Genomic DNA, 20,831 nt, shown 5'->3' with positions numbered 1-20,831 from the left:
GCAGAAAGGCTGTACGACATGACGCCCTACGCCCGCCGCGGCGTGCACGGCCAGACAGTGGAGGCCCTCGCCCGCCGCATCCTGGGCGGCCGGATCCCCGAGGGAGCCACGCTCGACCTGGTGGCGCTGCAGAGCGAGTTGGACGTCAGTCTCACCGCCCTGCGCGAGTCCCTGAAGGTGCTCGCCGCCAAGGGGATGGTCGACGCCCGCCAGAAACGCGGCACCTTCGTCAGAGCCCGCGCCGACTGGAACCTCCTCGACGCCGACGTACTGCGCTGGCAGTTCGAGGGCGCCGACCTCGCCACCGACAGCGACCGGACGCTGCTGGCCGACCTCGCCGAAGTACGCGCCATCGTCGAACCGGCCGCCGTGCGCCTCGCCGCCGAGCGCCGCACCGACGCCGACCTGATCGCCCTGGACGCGGCACTGGAGGCGATGGGCGAGCGGGGCTCCGGCCCGGGGCAGGCCGTGGAGGCCGACCTCGCCTTCCACCGCGCCCTGCTCTGTGCCACCCACAACGAGCTGCTCCAGCGCATGGAGATGGTCATCGAGCCCGGCCTCGCCCACCGCGACCGCATCGTGCACAGCCACCCGCACAGCGAGGACCCCGTACCGGCCCACCGTGCCGTCCTGGACGCCGTACGCGACCAGGACCCGCAGGCCGCGGAGACGGCGATGCGGGCCCTGCTCGTCCAGGCCGGACGCGACCTGGACCGGATCGACGGACCCGACGACACGAAAGGCAACGGCGGTAAGTGAAGATCACCCGCATTGAAACGTTCCTGGTCCCGCCGCGCTGGCTGTTCTGCCGGATCGAGACCGACGACGGCGTGGTCGGCTGGGGCGAACCCGTCGTCGAGGGACGGGCCGAGGTGGTCCGCGCGGCGGTGGACGTCCTCGCCGAGTACCTCGTCGGCCAGGACCCGCTGCGCATCCAGGACCACTGGCAGGTCCTCACCAAGGGCGGCTTCTACCGCGGCGGCCCCGTGCTGACGAGCGCCGTCGCCGGCCTCGACCAGGCCCTGTGGGACATCGCCGGCAAGACCTACGGTGCCCCCGTGCACGCCCTGCTGGGCGGCCCCGTGCGCGACCGCGTCCGTGTCTACGCCTGGGTCGGCGGCGACGAACCCGCCGAGCTCACCGAACAGATAGCCGCCCAGGTCGAGGCCGGTTTCACCGCGGTCAAGATGAACGGCGCCGGCGTCACCTCGCCGATCGCCACCGCGGCCGAGACCGCGGCCGTCGTCGCCCGCGTGGCCGCCGCCCGCGAGGCACTCGGCCCCGACCGCGACGTCGCCGTCGACTTCCACGGCCGCTTCACCGCCGCGAGCGCCCGCAGGGTCCTGGCCGAACTCGCCCCGCTGCACCCGCTGTTCGTCGAGGAACCCGTCGTCCCCGAACACGGCCACCTCCTGCCCGGCCTGGTCGCCGCGACCCCGATCCCCCTCGCCACCGGCGAACGCCTCTACTCCCGCGCCGAGTTCCTGCCCGCCCTCACCGCGGGCATCGCCGTGGCCCAGCCCGACCTGTCGCACGCCGGCGGCATCTCCGAGGTCCACCGCATCGCCTCCCTCGCCGACACCTACGGCGCCCAGCTCGCCCCGCACTGCCCGCTCGGCCCGATCGCGCTGGCCGCCAGCCTCCAAGTCGCGTTCGCCACCCCCAACTTCCTGATCCAGGAACAGAGCCGCGGCATCCACTACAACAAGGACGCCGACCTGCTGTCCTATCTCGCCGACCCCGCCCCGTTCCGTTTCGTGGCCGGCCACGCACCGCTGAACGACGCCCCCGGCCTGGGCATCACCATCGACGAGGCGGCCGTACGCGCGGCCGACCGCACCGGACACGCCTGGCGCAACCCCCTCTGGCGGCACGCCGACGGCTCCTTCGCCGAGTGGTGACGACCGTGCCGGCCATCAGCACCGACCCCGGGCACGGCGGCCGCTGGACGTCCCTGCGTTCGGCGGGCCGTGAATGGCTCTGGCACCGTCCGGCGCCGGAACGGGACAAGGCCGTACCGGGTGACGCGTTCGTGGACGCGGGCGGCCTCGAGGAGTGCATCCCCACCGTCCGCGGCCTCCCCGATCACGGCGACGCCTGGTCACGCCCCTGGACCCGCACCGGCGACACCGAACACGTCGAGTGCGAGTCCTTCGCCCTCGCACGGTCCGTCCGCGAAGCGCCCGACGGCACCCAGGTCGACTACACGCTCACCGCACGGCCCGGCTTCCGCTTCGTCTGGGCCGCGCACGCCCTGCTCGACCTCTCCCCGCACGCCACCCTGCGCATGCCGGCCGGCGCGACCACCCGCCTGTTCCCCGAGGCCGCCCCGCTCCTGGCCCGGACCTGGCCCGCCGGGGCACCCTGGATCACCGGCAGCTGGCCCGCGCCCCACGGACTTCCCCTCGACCGGCTCGGTCCTGACGACGGCACCGCGGTCGGGGCGGTCGTCGACTCGGCGCGATGCTGCGTCCACGACGACCGCGACCGGCTCGCCCTGGAGCTGGTGGCGGACGGACAGCCCGTGTCGACCGCCCTGTGGCGCAACCTCGCCGGCTACCCCCAGCCGCACCCGTACCGGAGCACGGGCGTGGAGCCCATGCTCGGCCGCGTCTTCGACCTCGCCGAAGCGGGCCCCGACGACGCCGCGCGGGTACCGGCGTCCGGCGAGGTCCGCTGGCGTCTCACGCTCACCGGGGCCTGCCGCTGCCCCTCGACCCCCGCACAGAAGGAGCACCGTCCGTGGACCTGACCGCCGCGCTCGCCACCCACCGCCTGGTCGCGATAGTGCGGGGCGGTGACCCCGACGCCGCCCTGCGCACCGTGCTGGCCCTGGCCGAGGAGGGCGTCGAACTCATCGAGGTCTCCCTCGCCGCCCCGGACGCCCTCTCCGTCATCGAACGCGCCCGGACCACGCTCGGCCCGGACCGACCCCTCGGCGCCGGCACCGTCCTCACCGCCGAGGACGCCCGCGCCGCCCACCGTGCCGGAGCCGACTTCGCCGTCACCCCCGGACTCGGCGACGGCGTCCGCGCGGCGCAGGAGCTGGGCCTGCCGGTCCTCGCCGGCGTGCTGACCCCGACCGAGATCATCGCAGCCCAGGCCATGGGAGTGGCCGCGCTGAAGGTCTTCCCGGTCGCCGAGGCCGGGGGAGCGGCCTATGTGAAGGCCCTGCGCGGCCCGTTCCCCGACGCCGCGTTCGTCCCGGTGGGCGGAGTCGACGAGGACGTCGCCCGTGCCTGCCTCGCGGCCGGGGCGGTCGCGGTCGGCGTCGGCTCCCCCCTCGTCGGCGACGCGGCCGACGGCGGCAGCATCACCGCCCTCAGGGAACGCGCCCGCGCCTTCCGCAAGGTCGTGGAAGAGGCGACGCGGTGACCGCGGAACTGCGCCCCACCCGACCCGACCGGCTCGAACTGGGCGAGGGCATCCGCTGGACCGGCTCCGGCATCGTCCTCGTCGACATCCTCGCCGGCCGTCTCCTGTCGGCCCCGGACGACCCCACGGCACCCCTGCACACGGTGGCCCAACTGCCCGTCCCCCTGGGTGCGGTGGCGCCCCTGGCCGGTCACTCCGGAACCTGGATCGCCGCCGCGGGCACCGGCATCTGCGTCCTCCACCCCGACGGCACGGTCGACTGGCCGGCTCGGCCGGAGGACAACGCCCGGACCGCCATGCGGATGAACGACGCCGTCGCCGATCCGTTCGGCCGCTTCTGGGCCGGCAGCATGGCCTACGACGCCGAGGAGGGCGCCGGTTCGCTGTACCGCCTCGACCGGGACGGCACGGTCGTACGGGTACTGGAGGGCATCACCGTGCCCAACGGGCCGGCGTTCACGCCGGACGGCAGCGTCATGTATCTCGCCGACAGTGCGCGGGGCGTGGTCCGGCGCTATCCCGTGGACCCCGTGACGGCGGACCTCGGCACACCCGAGGAGTTCGTCACGATCGGCGAGGGCAGCCCCGACGGCATGGTGGTCGACGTCGAAGGCGCCGTGTGGATCGCCGTCTGGGGCACCGGCACCGTTCGCCGCCACCTGCCCGACGGCACGCTCGACCGCACCCTGCGGCTGCCTGCCCGGCAGCCGGCCGGGCTGTGCCTCGCCCACGACGTCCTGCACATCACGACAGCCCGGGTGGGCCTGGCCGTACCGGGCCCGGACGACGGAGCCCTGTTCACCGTGCGGGTGGCCGTACCGGGCACGCCGACGCCCGCGGCCCGGATCGACCTCGCCCGGGGTGCCGCGACCAGCCGGGGGCCGGCGAGGCCGCCTGACGTCGGAGCCTCGGCAAGGCCCGCCGCTGTCGGGGACCAGGCGTGATCGCCGGGCGGCCGTCCGGTACGGCAGCCGGGAGCGCAGCCGCGGAGACATCCGACGTGACCGCGGGGCGGCCGTCCGGTCCGGCAGCCGTAGGGGCATCCGGCACGGCAGCCGTAGGGGTATCCCCGACTTCACCTGCTCAGGCGTCCGGCATGACCGCCGCGCCGCGGTGCGGTGCGGCACCCGCCACGCCCGCCCCCCGGGCATCCGGCACGACCACCCCCTGGCGCCCCACCCCGGGCCCGGTCGTCTGCGTCGGCGAGACGATGGCGGCCCTGGCCCCCGACCCACCGACCCCGCTGGCGACCGCGGCGGACCTGCGGCTGTCGGTGGCGGGAGCCGAGTCGAACGTCGCCATGTACCTCGCCGACCACGGCATCCCGGTGGCCTGGGTCTCCGCGCTCGGCGACGATCCCCTGGGGCACCGCGTGCGCACCGCCGTCGCCGCCGCCGGTGTCGACGTGTCGCACGTGCGCACCGACCCGCACCGGCCGACCGGCCTGCTGGTGAAGGACCCGGGCCCCACCGGAACCCGCGTGCACTACTACCGGCGCGGCTCGGCCGCCTCCGCCCTGGGCCCCGAGGCCCTGGACAGCGAGCCCCTGCGCACGGCCTCGCTGCTGCACCTGACCGGCATCACACCGGCGCTGTCCGAGCCGTGCCGTCAGCTGGTGACAAGCGCGCTGACCGCCGAGGGCGACGCACGCCCGTACGCGGTGAGCTTCGACGTCAATCACCGCGCCGCGCTGTGGCCGGACGGGTCGGCCCCGACGGTGCTGCACGAGCTGGCGGACCGGGCGGACATCGTCTTCGTCGGCCTGGACGAGGCACAGGCCCTGTGGGGCGAGAAGCTGACACCGGCGGACGTACGGGAGCTCCTCCCGCGCCCGCACATCCTCGTCGTCAAGGACGGGGCGCACGCCGCGACCGCGTTCAGTGACGAAGGAACGGCCACGGTGCCGACGCCGCGCACGACGGTGGTGGAGGCGGTCGGCGCCGGCGACGCGTTCGCGGCCGGCTTCCTCGCGGGGCTGCTGCGGGGCGGGACCACGGCACGCGCCCTCCGACTGGGCCACATCACCGCCGCCTCCGCCCTCCAAGTGACCGGAGACCACGGGCCGTTGCCCGACCCGGAGGACGTGGAAACGCTGCTCGGTCTCTCGGCGCGGGAGTGGGCGGAGCGGGCCGCGGGCGTGCCGCCGGCCTGAGCCGGGCCATGCCCCGGTGAGCCTCCGCCCCAGCCGGGATCCGGCTCGACGCGCGGTGCGGCATTTACCTCCCTATGCTCCATTTGTGTGACGAACATTTTCGATGAGCTCGTGGAGAAGCAGCGCGCGGCCGAGCAGGCGCACCATCGCGTGGAGGAGCTGCGGGGTATGTACGGGCCGCCCGCCCAGGAGGGCGGCTGGAGCCCGCGGCAGACCACCACGTACAACACGGCGTGGCGCGCCTGGCGGGACCTGGCTCGTGATCTGCGGACCGCCGTTGCCGACTATGCGAAGGCGCAGGGCGAGCCGCGCAGCGATGTCGAGTCGCAGGTGAGGAAGGCCGTCCTGCAGAAGGAGCCGGGCGACGTCGAGGCGTAGCCGACGCGCAAGGGGCGAGGATCCGCACGGCCTGGCTCCGCACTACTCTTGACGCGGTGAGTCTCGTTACGAAACTCTGAAGGTCACGAGTTCTTCATCGGGGATGGAGTTGGTGCGGAGTGGAGTGGACGGGCGCACGCTATGCGGATACGCCGACGGTCGAGGTGCGGACGTGGGTGGACGCGCCGCCGGACCGGGTGTGGGGGATCGTCTCCGATGTGACGCTGATGCCGGACATGAGCGATGAGCTTCAGTCGGTGCAGTGGCTCGACGGCGCGGTCGGGCCCGCCGTGGGTGCTCGGTTCGTCGGCAGGAGCAGGCACGAGTCCCTGGGGGAGTGGGAGACCACCTCGCATGTGATCGAGTGCGAGCCCCCGCACGTCCTCGCCTGGGCCGTGTCCGACCCTGCCGGCCCCTCCGCCGTCTGGCGCTTCCGCCTGGAGTCCAAGGACGGCGGAACGGAACTGGCCGAGTGGATGCAGATGGGGCCCGGACGGTCCGGTCTGTCCTTCGCCATCGACAGCATGCCGGACAAGGAGCAGAAGATCGTGTTCGTACGCCTGCGTGAGTTCGAGCGCAACATGACCGTCACGCTGGCCCAGATCAAGAAGCTGGCGGAGGCGTGATGAGGGCCGCGATCACGGTCGAGGCGTCGGGTCTCGGCTCCTGGACCCGGCAGGCGGACTTCGTCGTCGAGGCGGAGAAGCTGGGCCTGGACATCTGCTGGGTGGCCGAGGCATGGGGCTCGGACGCGCCCTCCGCCCTGGGCTACTACGCCGCCCGCACCGAACGCATGCTGCTGGGCTCCGGAGTCATGCAGGTCGGGACGCGCACCCCGGTCGCGCTCGCGCAGACCGCGATCACCCTCTCCAACCTGTCCCAGGGACGCTTCCTGCTCGGCCTCGGCCCCTCGGGCCCGCAGGTGATGGAGGGGCTGCACGGCGTTCCCTTCGCCCGCCCGCTGGCGCGCGTCCGCGAGACCGTGGAGATCGTGCGGCAGGTCCTGGCCGGCGGCAAGATCGACCACTCCGGCACCGAGTACCGCATCCCGCTGCCCGGCGGCGACGCCGTACCGATGAAACTGTCGATGCGGGCCGAGCACCCCGTGCCGCTGTACCTGGCCGCACTGTCACCGGCCATGCTCCGGCTGACCGGCGAGGTCGCCGACGGCTGGCTCGGCACCAGCTTCGTCCCCGAGGGAGCGGCGGGTGCCTACTTCGCTCACCTGGACGAAGGGCTGGCGCACGGCGGCCGCGTCCGGGCGGATCTGGACGTCTGCCAGGGCGCCGAAGTGGCCTTCGCCGCCGACGAGGAAGCCCTGAGCGCCATGGTGACCGGCCGCAAGAAGGAACTGGCCTTCAGCCTCGGCGGCATGGGCTCGGCGTCCACCAATTTCTACAACCGCGCCTACAGCAGGCAGGGCTGGACCGAGGTCGCCGAGGAGGTACGGCAGCGCTGGCAGGCCGGCGACCGGGACGGGGCGGCCGGGCTGGTCACCGACGAGATGGTCCTCGCGACCACGTTGATCGGCACCGAGACCATGGTCCGGGACCGGCTGCGCGTCTGGCGCGACGCGGGCGTGGACACCGTCCGCCTGTACCCGGCCGGTGAGGACCTGGCCGCCCGGCTCGACACCCTGGGCCGCGCGATCGAGCTGGTCCACGAGGCCGGAGCGCGGCCATGAGCGCGCGGACGTCCTTCGCGAACTGGCCCTGCTCCATCGCCCGGACCCTCGACGTGGTGGGGGACGCCTGGACCCCGCTGGTCCTGCGGGAGGCGTTCTACGGCTGCCGCCGCTTCGACGAGTTCCAGGGGGAGTTGCGCATCGCCCGGAACACGCTCACCGACCGGCTGCGCCGCCTGGTCGAGGCGGGGCTGCTGGAGCGACGGCTCTACGAGAGCGAGCCGCCCCGCCACGAGTACCTGCTGACGGAGAAGGGCAAGGACCTCTTCCCGGTCCTCGCCGCGATGGCGAGTTGGGGCGACCGTCATCTCGCCGGGCCCGAGGGGCCTCCGGTCACCCTGCACCACGAGGCCTGCGGCCACGACGGTCACGCGGAGGTGGTGTGCTCCACCTGCCACGAGCCGCTGCACGCCGACGACACGACCGCACGGATGGGCCCCGGCTACCCGGACCACCTGAAGTCCCGGCCCGACGTACAGCGCCGCTTCGCAAAGGACTGATTCGGCCGGTAATTCCGGGGCTTGTGATACTCGCTCAACTACCAGTAGGTTCGGGCGAGTTCACTACACAACTTCGTGAACGAATACAACGACCACACCGTCTGGAACAACCAGACCGGTGGTGCACGCGCACTGCTCTGCCTCGGCTACAACGGCACGAACTGCACCGTGACCATTCCCGCCGGGAAGGCGTTCCACGGTTCGCTGACGCCGTACAACTCGATCAAGCTGGTTCCCTGACCGTCCTTCACCGGATGCGGTGCAGCTTCCAGAACGGATTCAGGTCCTTACCCGTCACGGATTGTGCGGCCTTCTTGAATTCCGCGGTGCTGGAGACGCCGTACCAGTGGTCGCGGGCGTACTGCTTGAGGAGGCGGGCCATGGCGTCCGCGCCGAGAGTACGTTCCAGATCCGCCAGGGCGCAGGGGCCGGCCGTATAGAGGAAGTGGTACTCGCCCGGGTGCCCGGCCCAGTACGCCATCGAATTGGTCAGCGCCGTTTCGTCGCTCGGCCACTCGACCTCCGACCAGCAGTCGCGGGTTTCCCAGCCGTAGAAGCGGGCGTTGGCGTACTGGGCGAAGCTCTCGTCGAGCCAGGGCGCGCCGTATTCGTCGTTGCCCACGATGCCGTACCACCACTGGTGGGCGACCTCGTGGACGACGGCGCTGCCCTCCTCGGTGGTGCCGAGGAGTACCAGGCCGGGGTACTCCATCCCGCCGCCGAACCCGCTGGTCATCACGAGGTCGATCTCACCGTACGGATAGCGGCCGAACTCCTCGCCGAACCGGTCGACGGCGGCGGCGCCGTCCTGGCGGGTGAGGCGCACCCCCTCCGCGTTCGTGCCCGGCGCCCAGTACGACCTCACCCGCACGCCTGAGGGCGTGGTCTCGGTGGCCGTGCTGAACGGGCCCGCCGCCCACGCGAAGTCCCGCACTTGGTGCGCGACACTGAGCGTCAGACTGCGACCGGGCTTGGCGGGACGTGTCCAAGTGCGGCCGGTGGCCGGGACCTTGAGGGTCCTTGGGTGGTCGATGGCCACCCGGAAATCGCCGGCCAGGGCGTAGAAGCTCTCCCCGGTCGACACATACGGATCGAGGTGCCAGCCCTTGGCATCGTGCACGGCCGGCACCGGCAGCGCATTGCCCAGGAAACGGAAGGCGCCGTCGCGGCCGAAGCGGTTGTTGCGCTCGGGCACGGCGATGGAGACGTCGAAGGCGACGACCGCACGCTCCCCCCGCGCGAGCGGCTTCGGCAGGGCGATCCGCAGCGCCGTGCAGTTCACGGAGAGCCGGCCGGCAGTGCCCCCGCTGACCCTGGACACCTCGACGGGCGGCGGCGCGCCGGGCGTGCCGCACCTGTCCACGCCGTTGCCCCAAAGGCGTACGTACATCTCACGCAGCGGCCGATCGGAGGAGTTGCGGAACGACACCCGCTGCCGGCCCGTCCAGCGGGAGCCGTCGGCGTTGCCGCGCAGCGTCACGTCGTAGCGAAGCCGATCGGGTGTCGCGGTGTGCGCGGGAGTGGTCGTGGTCGTGGCCTCAGACCTGGCTGCCGTGACGGCGTCGACGCCGGTGCCGCCCTGCGCGGCGAGCAACGCGAGCAGGACAACCAGCAGACGGCCGACGGCCCTTGACGGCCACGCGGGTAACGACGGCATGGGAGCGGATCATGCCACAACGAGTGAGGCATTGGCCCGCACCTACGGCAAGTGGCGAGCTGCGCTCCGCTCCCGGTGGCGTACGAGGGAGGTGGTGAACACTGGGGGCATGGAGTTCTTCTGCTACCACCGTGATCGGCCCGGATCTCTGGAACTGCGCGACCAGTTGCTGGAGGAGCACTGGTCGTACATGGACCTCTTTGCCGCGCAGATGATCGCCCGGGGGCCCACGTTCGCCGCCGACGGTGACACGCCGTCCGGCAGTGTGCACATCGTCGACCTGCCCGATGCCGCCGCCGCCCGCGCGTTCGCCTTCGACGAGCCCAACTACCAGGCCGGCGTGTACCGGGACGTCCTGCTGCGCCGTTGGCGGAACCTGCTCGGGCGCACCATGTGGGACTTCCCCGGCGGCGCCACCGAGGGCAACCGCTACCTGGTGCTCGGCCTCGGCTCGGGACCGGCCGCCGACCAGGAACTGCCGCCCGAGCGGGAAGAGTTGATCGCCTACGGGCCCTTGCTGTCAGACGACGGCACCGCCTGGCTGGGCACGGCGGCACTGGTGCGGGCGCCGGACGCGGCGACAGCACGTGCCGTACTGACACCCGAGCGGTACGCCGATGTCGAGGTCCACGACTGGCAGTTCGGCGGGCGCCAGTCCTGAGGCGAGGCCCTCAGGGGCGGGGACGCATACCTGGCTGTGCGCATCCCAGGCGTCGGCCTTGCCCCGTTCCTTCACGCCGACGACGGAAGGGGAACCGCTGCCCGTATGTTCGCCGCGCCGCGAGCGGACCAGCCGCAGGTGCTCGCGCGGCACGCGGACGTAGGTGCCGGAGCCGGCGCGCCCTTCGAGGAGACCGTCGATGATCTAACGGTCCGTGGCCCTTTGGAGGACGTTGCGTCCGACCTGCCGCGTCCTGGCCTCGTGGGCTGCGACGGGTGACCGCGCCGCGACGGACGCACCTGGCTGACGTTCTCAGACGGGGTACGCATGGGTCTGTGTCGCCTTCACCGTCGCCCAGACCTCCGCGCCCGGGTGCAGATCGAGTTCGGCGGCGGCGACCGTGGTGAGGTCGGCGGCAAGGGGGAGTTCGCCGGTGAGGTCGGCGCGGATCTGATCGCCGTGCGTCTCCAGGCCCGCGACCCGGCACTGCCACAGGTTACGGGCGCTGGAGCCGGCCGGGCGGTCGCGGTGGAGCGTGACGGCGCTCGGCGGGAACGCCACGAAGACGGGGCCGGACAGGTCCTCCGTCGTGGTGACGCACGGGCCGTCGTCGAGCCGGACGGTGTGGCCCTCGGCCTCGCCCCGGTAGAGGTTCAGGCCGACCAACTGGGCGATGTAGTCCGTACGGGGGTGGCGGGCGATGTGGGACGGGGTGCCCTCCTGGACGACCTGGCCGTGTTCGACGACGACCAGCCGGTCGGCCAGGACCATGGCGTCGAGCGGGTCGTGCGTGACGAGTACGGCGACCGCCTCGAACTCGGTCAGGTGGCGGCGGAGTTGGGCGCGGACCTCCAAGCGGGTACGGGCGTCCAGGGCTGCCAGCGGCTCGTCGAGCAGCAGCAGCCGGGGGCTCGTGGCGAGCGCGCGGGCGAGGGCGACACGCTGGGCCTGGCCGCCCGACAGCTTGCGCGGCTTGGCGCCCGCGTGGTCCGTCAGCCCCAGGCGCCCGAGCCACTGCGCGGCCTGCGCCCGCGCCTCCGCCTTGGACGCGCCCTGGCAGCGCGGCCCGAACGCCACGTTGTCGAGCGCGGTGAGGTGGGGGAAGAGCAGGTAGTCCTGGAAGACGACACCTACCGGGCGGGACTCGGGCGGCGTACGGTCCAACTCCGTACCGTCCAGCCGCAGATGCCCGCCGCTGAGCGGGGTCAGGCCGGCGAGGGCACGCAGCGCGGTGGTCTTCCCGGCACCGTTCGGGCCGAGCAGCGCGACGACCTCGCCGGGCGCGACGGCCAGCGCCACGTCGAGGCGGAAGGCACCACGGTCCACGACGAGGCGGGCGTCGAGCCCGTCCAGAACCGCGTCGGCGTGGACGTCGAAGGTCTCGGTCATCCGGCAGTCATCTCAGATTCGGGCAGGTCCGGCCTGGGGTGGGCGGGCGATCCTGCGGTGGTTCGAGGGGCGCGGCGGGCGGGCCGTCCGGCGGTGGTCCGTCGGTCGGGTGGGGCGGGGTGCTGGGTCGGCGGGCGGTCGGAGAGGCTGGGTGGCTGGGCTGTCGTGCAGCGGTCGAGCAGGGCGGGTGGCCCGGTTGTCGTGCCGTGGCGGGTGGGCCCGGGGGTCGGGCTGTCGTGCTGGGGTCGCGGAGGGCAGTGGTCGGGCTGTCGTCCGCGGGCCCGGCAGGGAGGTTCGGCCGGACCGTCGCCCCGCGGTCGGGAGGCCCGGACGGTCCTGCCGGCCTCCCACGGTCGCGCAACCCCGCTCATCCCGCTGTCATCCATCGGTCCCGCAACCCCGCCAGCACCGCGATCGACACGGCCAGCAGCACCAGACTGAGGGCGATCGCGGCCTCCGGGTCGCTCTGGAGGGCCAGGTAGACGGCCAGGGGCATGGTCTGGGTGCGGCCCGGGAAGTTGCCGGCGAAAGTGATCGTCGCGCCGAACTCGCCGAGTGCCCGGGCCCAGGCCAGGACCGCGCCCGCCGCGATGCCGGGGGCGATGAGGGGCAGCGTGACCCGGCGGAACGCGGTGAAGCGGGAGGCGCCCAGGGTGGTGGCCGCCTCCTCGTAGCGGGGATCGGCGGCACGCAGGGTGCCCTCCACGCTGATGACGAGGAACGGCATCGCCACGAACGCCTCCGCGATCACGACGCCCGCTGTCGTGAACGGAAGCGTGATCCCGAACCATGAGTCCAGCCACTGCCCGACGATGCCGTTGCGGCCGAGCGCCATCAGCAGCGCCACACCGCCGACGACCGGCGGCAGGACGAGGGGCAGCGTGACCAGGGCTCGTACGAGGCCGCGTCCGGGGAACTCGACCCGGGCCAGCAGCCAGGCCAGCGGCACGCCGATCACCAGGCTCACCGCGGTGGCGGCCGTGGCGCAGACCAGGGACAGCTGGAGCGCCTGCCACACCTCGGCGCTGGTCAGCTGCTCGGGCAGACTGCGCCACGGGGTCCGTACGAGCAGGGCGATCAGCGGCACGATCAGGAACGCGAGGCCGATCAGGGCCGGGAGCAGCAGGGGGAGCGGCACGCCCGTACGGATGCGGCGGCGCCGCGGCCCACCCCGGAGGGAATCGGTCGCGGCGCCGGCCTTGTCGCTCGGGATCACGGCTTGAGGAACCCGGCCTCGGTCAGGACCTGCTGGCCCTCGGCGGACTGCACCAGCGTGATGAACGCCTTGGCGGCCTCGGCGTTCCGCGCGTCCTTGAGCAGGGTGATCGGGTAGTCGTTGATGGCATCGTCGGACTCGGGGAACTCCACGCCCTCCACCTTGTCACCCGCCGCGCGCACATCCGTCTTGTAGACGACGGCCGCGTCGGCCTCCTTCAGCTCGACCTTCGTCAGGGCGGCCTTGACGTCCTGCTCGTAGGAGACGGGCGTGAGCTTCAGGTCGCTCGCCTCCAGGGCCTTCTGCGCGGCTGCGCCGCACGACACCTCCTTGTCGCAGAGCACGACCTTCAGGCCCGACTTGGTGAGGTCCTTGAGGGAGGCGATCTTGTCGGGGTTGCCCGGCAATGTGGCGATCTCCAGCTCGTTGCGGACGAAGGTCGAGGGTGTGCCGGAGGCGTCCCCCGCATCCGTGACGATCTTCATCGTCCTGGGGCTGGCCGAGGCGAACACATCGGCCGGGGCGCCGCCCGTGATGCTCGCGGCGAGCGAGTCGCTGCCGCCGAAGCTGAAGGTGACCTTCGTACCCGGGTGCTCCTTCTCGAACTCCTTGCCCAGCGTCGTGAAGCTCTCCTTGAGCGAGGCCGCCGCGAAGACGGTCACCTCGCCGGAGAGCTCGCCCGACGAGGACGCGGACGAGTCCGACGTCGTCGAGGAGGCGTCATCGGACGACGAGCAGGCGCTCAGCGCCAGCAGCGCGGCGGCTCCTGCTCCGGCCACCTGCAGGGGCCGGCGGTTCCGGCGCGCGGTACGGGTCATCACGGGTCCACTCCCTCTGGTCCTGACGGACGCACAATCACTGGTGGTCCTGACGGACCATCTACGGTCTCTCGACGACCACGTTGGTCGACTTGATCACGGCCACCGCCGGAACACCGGGTTCCAGCCTCAGCTCCTCAGCCGACTCGCGGCTGACCGTCGCCACCACCCGGAACGGCCCGGCCTGGATCTCCACCTGCGCCGACACATCGCCGAGGCGCACATCGGTGACGATCCCGGAGAGGCGGTTGCGGGCCGAGGAGACGGTGGATTCCCGCTCCATGCGGTGCAACTGCCGGGCGTAGGCCGCCAGGGCCGGCCCGGGGATGATCCGGTGACCCATGTCGTCGCGTTCGGCGGTGAGTTTCCCGCCGTCGACCAGACGCCTCACGGTGTCGGCGCTGACGCCGAGTAAGGCGGCCGCGTCCCCGATCCGGTAGGTGTGCATACGCCGATGATAATGCCGCAGATGCGAGGGGAAAGTCTCCTGTCACATCGCATGAGCCGGAACTGTGATGGAGTGGGATGGCATGTGCGTTTGTACGGGCCGGGGGTCCGGGTACGGTCCTCCGGGAGGTGGTGGCCCGTGAGTCAGTCCTTGGCAGCTGCCGGTACGGAAACCGGACGGGTGGCGGAGCTCGCCCTCACCGGCGATCTGATCCGTCCGGCTCGCCTGACGGTGTCCGACCTGCTCGCCTGGCCGCAGCACGAAGCCGAGGTCAGCTTCGAATGCGCCACCAGCGGCATCCAGCACCACCGCTTCACCGGACCGCTGCTGCACGACGTTCTGTCGGCGGCCGGCCCCGGCTTCGACCCGGCCCGCCGCAAGGACCGCCTGCGCTTTCTGATTGCGGTCTCCGGCGCGGACGGCCATCACGCCCTGCTGTCCTGGGCCGAGATCGACCCGGACTTCGGCCGCGCGCCCGTCCTGCTCGCGGTCGGCATCGACGACACCTCCCTCGACCGCGCCGGCCCGCAGCTCGTCCTGCCCCAGGATCGCTGCGGGGCCCGCCACATCAGCGGCATCAACGCGATCCGCGTGGACGGCGGCTACACCTCATGGGGATGAGACCCCGGCTTCAGCGCCCGCTCGCCCCCTGATCCCGCAGCCCTGCCACACACCCTGTCGCGGGTGAGCGGGACCTGTGTGAAAGGGACGCCGGTCGGGCGGCCCTGCTGTGCCGGTCGTGACCGGCACAGCCGGTGGGTAGGCCCACCGCAACCCCGGGAGGTCAGGCATGCAACTGCGCCAGCTGGAATACCTGGTCGCACTCGCCCGCGAGCGCCACTTCGTCCGAGCCGCGGCCGCCTGCTACGTCTCCCAGCCGTCCCTGTCGGCCGCGATCCGCCGCCTCGAACACGAGCTGAACGTGCCCATCGTCCGGCGGGGCAGACGCTACGAAGGCCTCACTCCGGAGGGCGAGGTGGTCCTGGCCTGGGCGCACCGCATGCTCGCCGAACGCGACGCCGTACGGCAGGAGTTGGCCGCCCTGCGCGACGGCCTCACCGGCACGCTCCGGCTCGGAGTCGTCCCCACGGCACTCCCCGCCGCCACCCTTCTGACGACCCCTTTCTGCGACCGCCACCCGCACGCCCGCGTCAGCATCGAGTCGCTGTCCTCGGCCGACATCACCCACGGCCTGACCGAGTTCGAGCTGGACGCGGCGATGACGTACCTCGACGACGACACACTGGGCGGCCTGCGCAGGCTGCCCCTCTACGAGGAGCGGTACATGCTCCTGACCCCGGTCGACGGTCCGCTCGGCGGTGCACCCACGGCAGGCTGGTCGCAGGCCGCCGTCCTCCCGCTGTGCCTGCTCAACTCCCGTATGCGCAACCGCCGCATCATCGACGAGTGCTTCGCCGCCGACGGCGCCACGGCCACCCCCGCGATCGAGTCGGACACCGTCGCCGGCCTGTACGCGCACCTCCCCGGCGGCCGCTGGTCCAGCGTGATCTCGCACGCCTGGCTGCACATGTTCGGCGTACCGGACGGGATGCGCGTGGTCCCGCTGGAAGGCCCCGCGCACGGGCCGAGGGTGGGTCTGGTGACGGGCCCCGACGACCCGCCCTCCGTACTGGCCGCGGCACTGCTTGCGGTGGCGCGCGAGGCGGGCGTACGGGAGGCGCTGGACGCGTTGCTGCGGACCTACCTCGACCGTCACGACCACTGATAGCCGTCGGCTATACAGGCATAGCGAAGTTCGCTTTGACCAGGGTGTTCGGCGGCGAGGATCGTGAACTGCACCTTCCCGCAACGCCAGTTGAGGAGTCCCGACATGGCCAAGGTGCTCTGCGTCCTGTACGACGACCCCACCGACGGATACCCGACCACGTACGCCCGTGACGACCTCCCCGCCGTCGACCACTACCCCGGCGGCCAGAGCACCCCGACCCCCTCCGCGGTGGACTTCACCCCGGGCCACCTCCTCGGCAGCGTCTCCGGCGAACTCGGCCTGCGCTCCTTCCTGGAGGCGGCCGGGCACACCCTGGTCGTGACCTCCGACAAGGACGGCGACGGCTCGGTGTTCGACCGTGAGCTGCCCGACGCCGACGTCGTCGTCTCGCAGCCGTTCTGGCCGGCGTACCTGACGCCCGAGCGGCTGGCCGCGGCCAAGAACCTGAAGCTGGCGATCACGGCGGGCATCGGCTCCGACCACGTCGACCTCGACGCCGCGATCGCGCACGGTGTGACGGTCGCGGAGGTGACGTACTGCAACAGCATCAGCGTCGCCGAGCACGTGGTGATGATGACGCTGTCCCTGGTGCGCAACTACCTGCCCGCACACCAGGTCGTCCTCGACGGGGGCTGGAACATCGCCGACTGCGTGGCGCGTTCGTACGACCTGGAGGGCATGCACGTCGGCACGGTGGCCGCCGGACGCATCGGCCTGGCGGTCCTGCGGCGCCTCGCGCCCTTCGACGTGAAGCTGCACTACACCGACCGGCACCGCCTCCCCGCGGACATCGAGCGGGAACTGGGCCTCACCTTCCACCCGACGGCCGCCGACATGGCCCCGCACTGCGACCTCGTCACGATCAACGCGCCCCTGCACCCCGAGACGGAAGGGCTCTTCGGCGACAAGCTGCTGGCGACGATGAAGCGCGGTGCGTATCTCATCAACACGGCACGGGCGCGGATCGTCGACCAGGACGCCGTCGAACGCGCCCTGCGCAGCGGCCAGTTGGCGGGATACGCCGGTGACGTCTGGTACCCCCAGCCCGCACCCGCCGACCACCCGTGGCGGACCGTACCCCACCACGGCATGACCCCCCACATCTCCGGCTCCTCCCTCTCCGCCCAGTCCCGCTACGCGGCCGGCACCCGGGAGATCCTGGAGTCCTGGCTGGCGGGCACCCCGATACGCGACGAGTACCTGATCGTGGACGGTGGCGCGCTGGCCGGAGCCGGGGCGCACTCGTACTCCGTCACGAAGTGATCGCCCGGTCGGCCGGCAGCGGCCACGAGGCGATGGCATAGGCGCCGCGACGGGGCCATCAGGGCGGAGCCGCCCCACCTCCAGCAGGTAGCAGGTAGCCGTGACCGCCGGCGAACACTGTCCGTGGCGACAACTAAGCTCCCGCCCATGAGTGAGGCAGACAGAGGTCCCGGCAGACGAGTCGTCGACGGGCGCTTCGAATTGGAGGCCCGCCTCGGTGGCGGCGGGATGGGGACGGTCTGGCGGGCCAGGGACCTGGTGCTGCACCGGCTGGTGGCGGTCAAGGAGGTCCGCCCGCCGGACCGGGACCTCGCCGAATACGATCCCGACAGCGCGCGGATGCTGCGCGAACGAGTACTGCGCGAGGCCAGGGCCCTGGCCCGGATCGACCATCCGAACGTCGTCACCATCCACCACATAGTCGACGGCGGCGACGGCACCTACCCGTGGATCGTGATGGAGCTGGTCAGCGGCGGCTCGCTGGCCGACCGGCTGGCCCAGGGGCCGATGCCGCCGGCCGAGGCGGCGCGCATCGGCCGGGGCGTGCTGGCCGCCCTGACCGCCGCGCACCACGCCGGCATCCAGCACCGGGACGTGAAGCCCGCCAACGTCCTCATGCGGCCCGACGGGCGCCCCGTCCTCACCGACTTCGGCATCGCCGCGATCCGCGAGTCGACCAACCTCACCGCCACCGGCTCCATCATCGGCACGGCCGACTTCATGGCACCGGAACGCATCTCGGGGCACGAGGGCGGCTCCTCCTCCGACCTGTGGTCGCTGGCGATGATGCTGTACAACGCCGTCGAGGGCCGCCACCCGCTGCGCCGGGGCAACACCCTGGCCACCCTCGCCGCGGTCCTCCACGACGACGTGCCGCCGCCGGTGCGTGCCGGGGCCTTGGGGGACGTCCTGATGAGCGTGCTCGTACGGGACCCGTCGGCGCGGCCGTCCGCCGCCGTGCTGGACGGGAGGCTGGCCGAGGTCGAGTCCGGTGCGAGCGGTTCGGACGGGTCGGACGGCCCGGTGGTGCGGGACGAGGCAACGTCGTACCCGCTGAACCCGCCGCCCGCCGACACCTACGCGGCCACCCAGGCCTCCGCCCCTGCAACCCCCTCGTACCCCGCCGGGTTCGGGCCGCCGCCGGTCCAGCCATGGCCGGGGCAGACCCCGCCCCAGCCGGTGACGGTGCCCGCGCAGGCAGCCCCCCGACGCCGCCCGGGCCGGACCGCGCTGCTGAGCGTCTCGCGGACCTCGATCGTCGTCGCCCTGGTTCTGGCGTGGTGGCTGGGTGTGCTGTGGTGGCTGCTGCCCATCGGGGGCGACTCGGGTGACGCGGACGCGCGCGGCATCTCGCCCTCCGCCTCGGCCCCGCAGTCGACCGTCTCACCGACCGACGCCGACGCCGGCGCCGATCCGGCGGCCCGGCAGTCGGAGCAGCCGACGACCGGCACCCTGCTCACCCCGGGCGGCATCCGCGAGGCCATCAAGGCGTTCAAGGAGGAGACCGGCCGCGACAGGTTCGGCGACTTCACCGTGTACCCGGAGTACGCCTCCGCCGAACTGATGGTCGACGGCAGCGACACGAAGTACGACTCCTACACCTACCGCCCGGGCCAGGGTGTGGAGAAGGGCATCATCTCCGGCACCCTCTCCGGCGGCGACCGGCCCGTCAACCTCGACGACTTCGACTGGGACCGGGTTCCCGCGCTCTTCGAAGAGGCAGAGAAGAAGCTCAACGTCGACAAGCCGGAATCCCGTTACCTGCTGGTGCGGCAGCCCAGCGACGTCTTCGACACACCGGCCGGAATCGCCGTCTACCTGAGCGACGCGTACCAGGCCGGCTACCTGGAGGCCGACACCAAGGGCAAGGTGACCCGCGTGATGCCGGCGGAGGACTGACACCCGCGTCCGGGGCACGCGGAGTTGTTCAGGACCGTCGGGCCTCAGGCTCCTCGGCGCCCACGTCGTCCCAGTGGACCGTGCGGTCGCACCACCGCCGCAGCAGCGGGCGGTCGTGGCCGATGGCGAGTACGCCCGCGCCGGTGGTCCGGCGGTAGTCCTCGACGACCGTCGCCAACGCGGCGGTGGTGGACGCGTCGAGCATGGCCGTCATCTCGTCGCACACCAGCCAGCGCGGGCGGAGCACGAGGGCGCGGGCCAGGCAGGCGCGCTGGAGTTGGCCGTCGCTGGCCTCGTGGGGGCGCCGGGAGAGCAGGTCGGGAGTGAGGCCGACAACTTCGGCCAGTTCGGCGACCCGTTCGGCCGAGCCCTCCCGTCGGCCGGTGGCCAGCAGGGGCTCGGCGATCAGCTGGGCCAGGCGCAGCCGGGGGTCGGCGGAGAGGCGGGGTTGCTGGAAGACGACGCCGAAGGCGGTGCGCTGTTCGCGCGGGGCGGCGTGGCGCCAGCGGCGGACCGGGGTGCCGTCGAGGATGACGGTTCCGGACTCCGGGCGGTGCAGGAGCGCGGCGACGCGGGCAAGGGTGGACTTGCCGCAGCCGCTGGGGCCGAGCAGGCCGACGGCTTCGCCCGGTTCGACCGTCAGGGAGGCGTCCCTTACGCAGGGCGCGCCTCTGTCGTATCCGGCGGTGATGGCGCGCAGGTCAAGCACGGGCGTCCTCCGGGACGTGCGGATGGTGGCAGGCCACGGCCTCGGTCACCGGTGGCAGACCGGTGCAGGCGTCCGTGGCGCGGTCGCAGCGCGGCGCGAAGGCGCAGCCGGCGGGGAGGTCGCCGAGCTCCGGGGGCATGCCGGGGATGGGTGCGAAGGCGCGGTCGGGGAGGGCGTCTAGGAGGCCGCGGCCGTAGGGGTGGCGGGGGCCGGGGGTGCCGAAGAAGGCGGCTGCGGCGGTGAGTTCGACGATGCGGCCCGCGTACATGACGGCGACCCGGTCGGCGATGCGTTCGGCCGCCGCCAGGTCGTGGGTGATCATCAGCAGGCCCCGGTCGCCGTCGTCGATGTGGCGTCGCAGTTCGTCGACCGTGTGCTCCACCAGGTCGCGGTCGAGCCCGGTGGTGGGTTCGTCGGCGAGCAGGAGAGGCGCGTCGCCGACCAGGGCGAGAGCGGTCGCGGCGCGTTGGGCCAGTCCGCCGGACAGTTCGTGCGGGTGGCGGTCGAGGTGGTCCAGGGGGAAGGCCGTGCGCTCGGCGGCCGCCTCGGCTGCGGCACGCACGGCCGACCGCCCCCGCACACCCGTCAACGCCCTGACCGTCTCCTCCAGTTGGGAGCGGATGGTGCGGACCGGGGTCAGGTGGGCCGCAGGGCTCTGCGGAACCAGGCCTATACGACGGCCCCGTACCGTGCGGGCAAGTGTTCGCTCGTCGGCGGTGAGCAGGGCGAGGTCGCCGAGCCGGGCCTCGCCCGCGGTCTGGGCGTTGGCGGGCAGCAGGCCGAGGAGGGCGGAGGCGAGGACGGACTTGCCGCAGCCGCTCTCGCCGATCAGGGCGACGCATTCGCCGGCCGCCACGTCGAAACGGGCATCGGTGACGGCCGCGACACGGCGTCCGCCGGGCATGAGGAAGCGCACGGACAGCCCACGCACCGAGAGCACGGGAGGTCGCCCG

The 20,831-nt window shown here is 72.6% G+C and carries 23 protein-coding genes; 16 read left to right on the top strand and 7 right to left on the bottom strand.

Features of this window, described 5'->3' with window-relative positions; all coding sequences use genetic code 11:
- Positions 1 to 18: 18 nt before the first annotated feature.
- From OG331_RS07570 to OG331_RS07520, 11 genes are all read left to right on the top strand, one after another.
- Entirely contained in the window at positions 19 to 759 is a 741-nt protein-coding gene (locus tag OG331_RS07570; RefSeq protein ID WP_406193143.1) for a FadR/GntR family transcriptional regulator, read from the top strand.
- Positions 756 to 1,901 (top strand): galactonate dehydratase, encoded by a 1,146-nt coding sequence (gene dgoD, locus OG331_RS07565; RefSeq protein WP_406193140.1) that lies wholly within the window; start codon positions 756 to 758, stop codon positions 1,899 to 1,901. The genes OG331_RS07570 and dgoD overlap by 4 nt, the downstream gene beginning before the upstream one ends.
- Entirely contained in the window at positions 1,898 to 2,752 is an 855-nt protein-coding gene (locus tag OG331_RS07560; RefSeq protein WP_406209818.1) for a hypothetical protein, read from the top strand. Before dgoD ends, OG331_RS07560 begins: the two co-directional genes overlap by 4 nt.
- Positions 2,743 to 3,375, top strand: a complete 633-nt coding sequence (locus OG331_RS07555) for a bifunctional 4-hydroxy-2-oxoglutarate aldolase/2-dehydro-3-deoxy-phosphogluconate aldolase (RefSeq protein WP_406193137.1) — start codon at positions 2,743 to 2,745, stop codon at positions 3,373 to 3,375. Before OG331_RS07560 ends, OG331_RS07555 begins: the two co-directional genes overlap by 10 nt.
- Positions 3,372 to 4,319, top strand: coding sequence for an SMP-30/gluconolactonase/LRE family protein (locus OG331_RS07550; protein WP_406193134.1), 948 nt, complete (start codon positions 3,372 to 3,374; stop codon positions 4,317 to 4,319). Before OG331_RS07555 ends, OG331_RS07550 begins: the two co-directional genes overlap by 4 nt.
- A 266-nt stretch (positions 4,320 to 4,585) precedes the next feature.
- Entirely contained in the window at positions 4,586 to 5,527 is a 942-nt protein-coding gene (locus tag OG331_RS07545) for a sugar kinase (protein WP_406209815.1), read from the top strand.
- An 87-nt stretch (positions 5,528 to 5,614) separates the two neighbouring features.
- Positions 5,615 to 5,905, top strand: coding sequence for a hypothetical protein (locus OG331_RS07540; protein ID WP_406193131.1), 291 nt, complete (start codon positions 5,615 to 5,617; stop codon positions 5,903 to 5,905).
- Positions 5,906 to 6,024: 119 nt separating this feature from the next.
- A complete protein-coding gene (locus tag OG331_RS07535; RefSeq protein ID WP_406193128.1) occupies positions 6,025 to 6,531 on the top strand; it encodes an SRPBCC family protein in 507 nt (168 codons plus the stop codon).
- Positions 6,531 to 7,589: an LLM class flavin-dependent oxidoreductase gene (locus OG331_RS07530; protein ID WP_406193125.1), complete on the top strand. Its 1,059-nt coding sequence runs from the start codon at positions 6,531 to 6,533 to the stop codon at positions 7,587 to 7,589. The genes OG331_RS07535 and OG331_RS07530 overlap by 1 nt, the downstream gene beginning before the upstream one ends.
- Entirely contained in the window at positions 7,586 to 8,089 is a 504-nt protein-coding gene (locus tag OG331_RS07525; protein WP_406193122.1) for a winged helix-turn-helix transcriptional regulator, read from the top strand. The genes OG331_RS07530 and OG331_RS07525 overlap by 4 nt, the downstream gene beginning before the upstream one ends.
- 75 nt (positions 8,090 to 8,164) lie before the next feature.
- Entirely contained in the window at positions 8,165 to 8,329 is a 165-nt protein-coding gene (locus OG331_RS07520; protein ID WP_406193119.1) for a hypothetical protein, read from the top strand.
- Positions 8,330 to 8,336: 7 nt separating this feature from the next.
- On the opposite strand, the gene OG331_RS07515 is transcribed toward OG331_RS07520, so the two are convergent.
- Entirely contained in the window at positions 8,337 to 9,746 is a 1,410-nt protein-coding gene (locus OG331_RS07515; protein ID WP_406193116.1) for a M1 family metallopeptidase, read from the bottom strand.
- Between the two features lie 109 nt (positions 9,747 to 9,855).
- On the opposite strand from OG331_RS07515, the gene OG331_RS07510 reads away from it, so the two are divergent.
- The gene (locus tag OG331_RS07510) at positions 9,856 to 10,407 is read left to right on the top strand and encodes a YciI family protein (protein WP_406193113.1); all 552 of its coding nucleotides are present in this window, start codon (positions 9,856 to 9,858) and stop codon (positions 10,405 to 10,407) included.
- 312 nt (positions 10,408 to 10,719) lie between these two features.
- Here OG331_RS07510 and OG331_RS07505 read toward each other — a convergent pair whose 3' ends face one another.
- The 4 genes from OG331_RS07505 to OG331_RS07490 all read right to left on the bottom strand — a co-directional run bounded on the left by OG331_RS07505 (position 10,720) and on the right by OG331_RS07490 (position 14,278).
- Complete coding sequence (locus OG331_RS07505; RefSeq protein ID WP_406193109.1) at positions 10,720 to 11,796, bottom strand: ABC transporter ATP-binding protein; 1,077 nt, start codon at positions 11,794 to 11,796, stop codon at positions 10,720 to 10,722.
- A gap of 367 nt (positions 11,797 to 12,163) precedes the next feature.
- Complete coding sequence (gene modB / locus OG331_RS07500; RefSeq protein ID WP_406193106.1) at positions 12,164 to 13,012, bottom strand: molybdate ABC transporter permease subunit; 849 nt, start codon at positions 13,010 to 13,012, stop codon at positions 12,164 to 12,166.
- Positions 13,009 to 13,830 (bottom strand): molybdate ABC transporter substrate-binding protein, encoded by an 822-nt coding sequence (gene modA, locus OG331_RS07495; protein WP_406193103.1) that lies wholly within the window; start codon positions 13,828 to 13,830, stop codon positions 13,009 to 13,011. The genes modB and modA overlap by 4 nt, the downstream gene beginning before the upstream one ends.
- 61 nt (positions 13,831 to 13,891) lie before the next feature.
- Positions 13,892 to 14,278 (bottom strand): molybdopterin-binding protein, encoded by a 387-nt coding sequence (locus tag OG331_RS07490; protein WP_406193100.1) that lies wholly within the window; start codon positions 14,276 to 14,278, stop codon positions 13,892 to 13,894.
- A gap of 138 nt (positions 14,279 to 14,416) precedes the next feature.
- On the opposite strand from OG331_RS07490, the gene OG331_RS07485 reads away from it, so the two are divergent.
- The 4 genes from OG331_RS07485 to OG331_RS07470 all read left to right on the top strand — a co-directional run bounded on the left by OG331_RS07485 (position 14,417) and on the right by OG331_RS07470 (position 19,169).
- Entirely contained in the window at positions 14,417 to 14,899 is a 483-nt protein-coding gene (locus OG331_RS07485) for a molybdopterin-dependent oxidoreductase (protein ID WP_406193098.1), read from the top strand.
- A 169-nt stretch (positions 14,900 to 15,068) separates the two neighbouring features.
- On the top strand, positions 15,069 to 16,004 hold the full coding sequence (locus OG331_RS07480; protein ID WP_406193094.1) for a LysR family transcriptional regulator: 936 nt from the start codon (positions 15,069 to 15,071) through the stop codon (positions 16,002 to 16,004).
- Positions 16,005 to 16,109: 105 nt separating this feature from the next.
- A complete protein-coding gene (locus tag OG331_RS07475; RefSeq protein ID WP_406193092.1) occupies positions 16,110 to 17,270 on the top strand; it encodes an NAD-dependent formate dehydrogenase in 1,161 nt (386 codons plus the stop codon).
- A gap of 147 nt (positions 17,271 to 17,417) precedes the next feature.
- Positions 17,418 to 19,169, top strand: a complete 1,752-nt coding sequence (locus OG331_RS07470; RefSeq protein WP_406193089.1) for a protein kinase domain-containing protein — start codon at positions 17,418 to 17,420, stop codon at positions 19,167 to 19,169.
- Between the two features lie 28 nt (positions 19,170 to 19,197).
- Here the strand turns inward: OG331_RS07470 and OG331_RS07465 are convergent, their stop codons facing one another.
- Positions 19,198 to 19,878, bottom strand: a complete 681-nt coding sequence (locus OG331_RS07465) for an ABC transporter ATP-binding protein (protein ID WP_406193086.1) — start codon at positions 19,876 to 19,878, stop codon at positions 19,198 to 19,200.
- Positions 19,871 to 20,782, bottom strand: coding sequence for an ABC transporter ATP-binding protein (locus OG331_RS07460; protein ID WP_406209812.1), 912 nt, complete (start codon positions 20,780 to 20,782; stop codon positions 19,871 to 19,873). The genes OG331_RS07465 and OG331_RS07460 overlap by 8 nt, the downstream gene beginning before the upstream one ends.
- Between the last annotated feature and the right edge of the window lie 49 nt (positions 20,783 to 20,831).

Origin of the sequence: Streptomyces sp. NBC_01017 (genome assembly GCF_045162795.1) — a bacterium.
GTDB classification, from domain to species: Bacteria; Actinomycetota; Actinomycetes; order Streptomycetales; family Streptomycetaceae; genus Streptomyces; species Streptomyces machairae.
The sequence above is the reverse complement of the archived record's forward strand: the minus strand, read 5'-3'. Positions and strand labels throughout refer to the sequence as shown.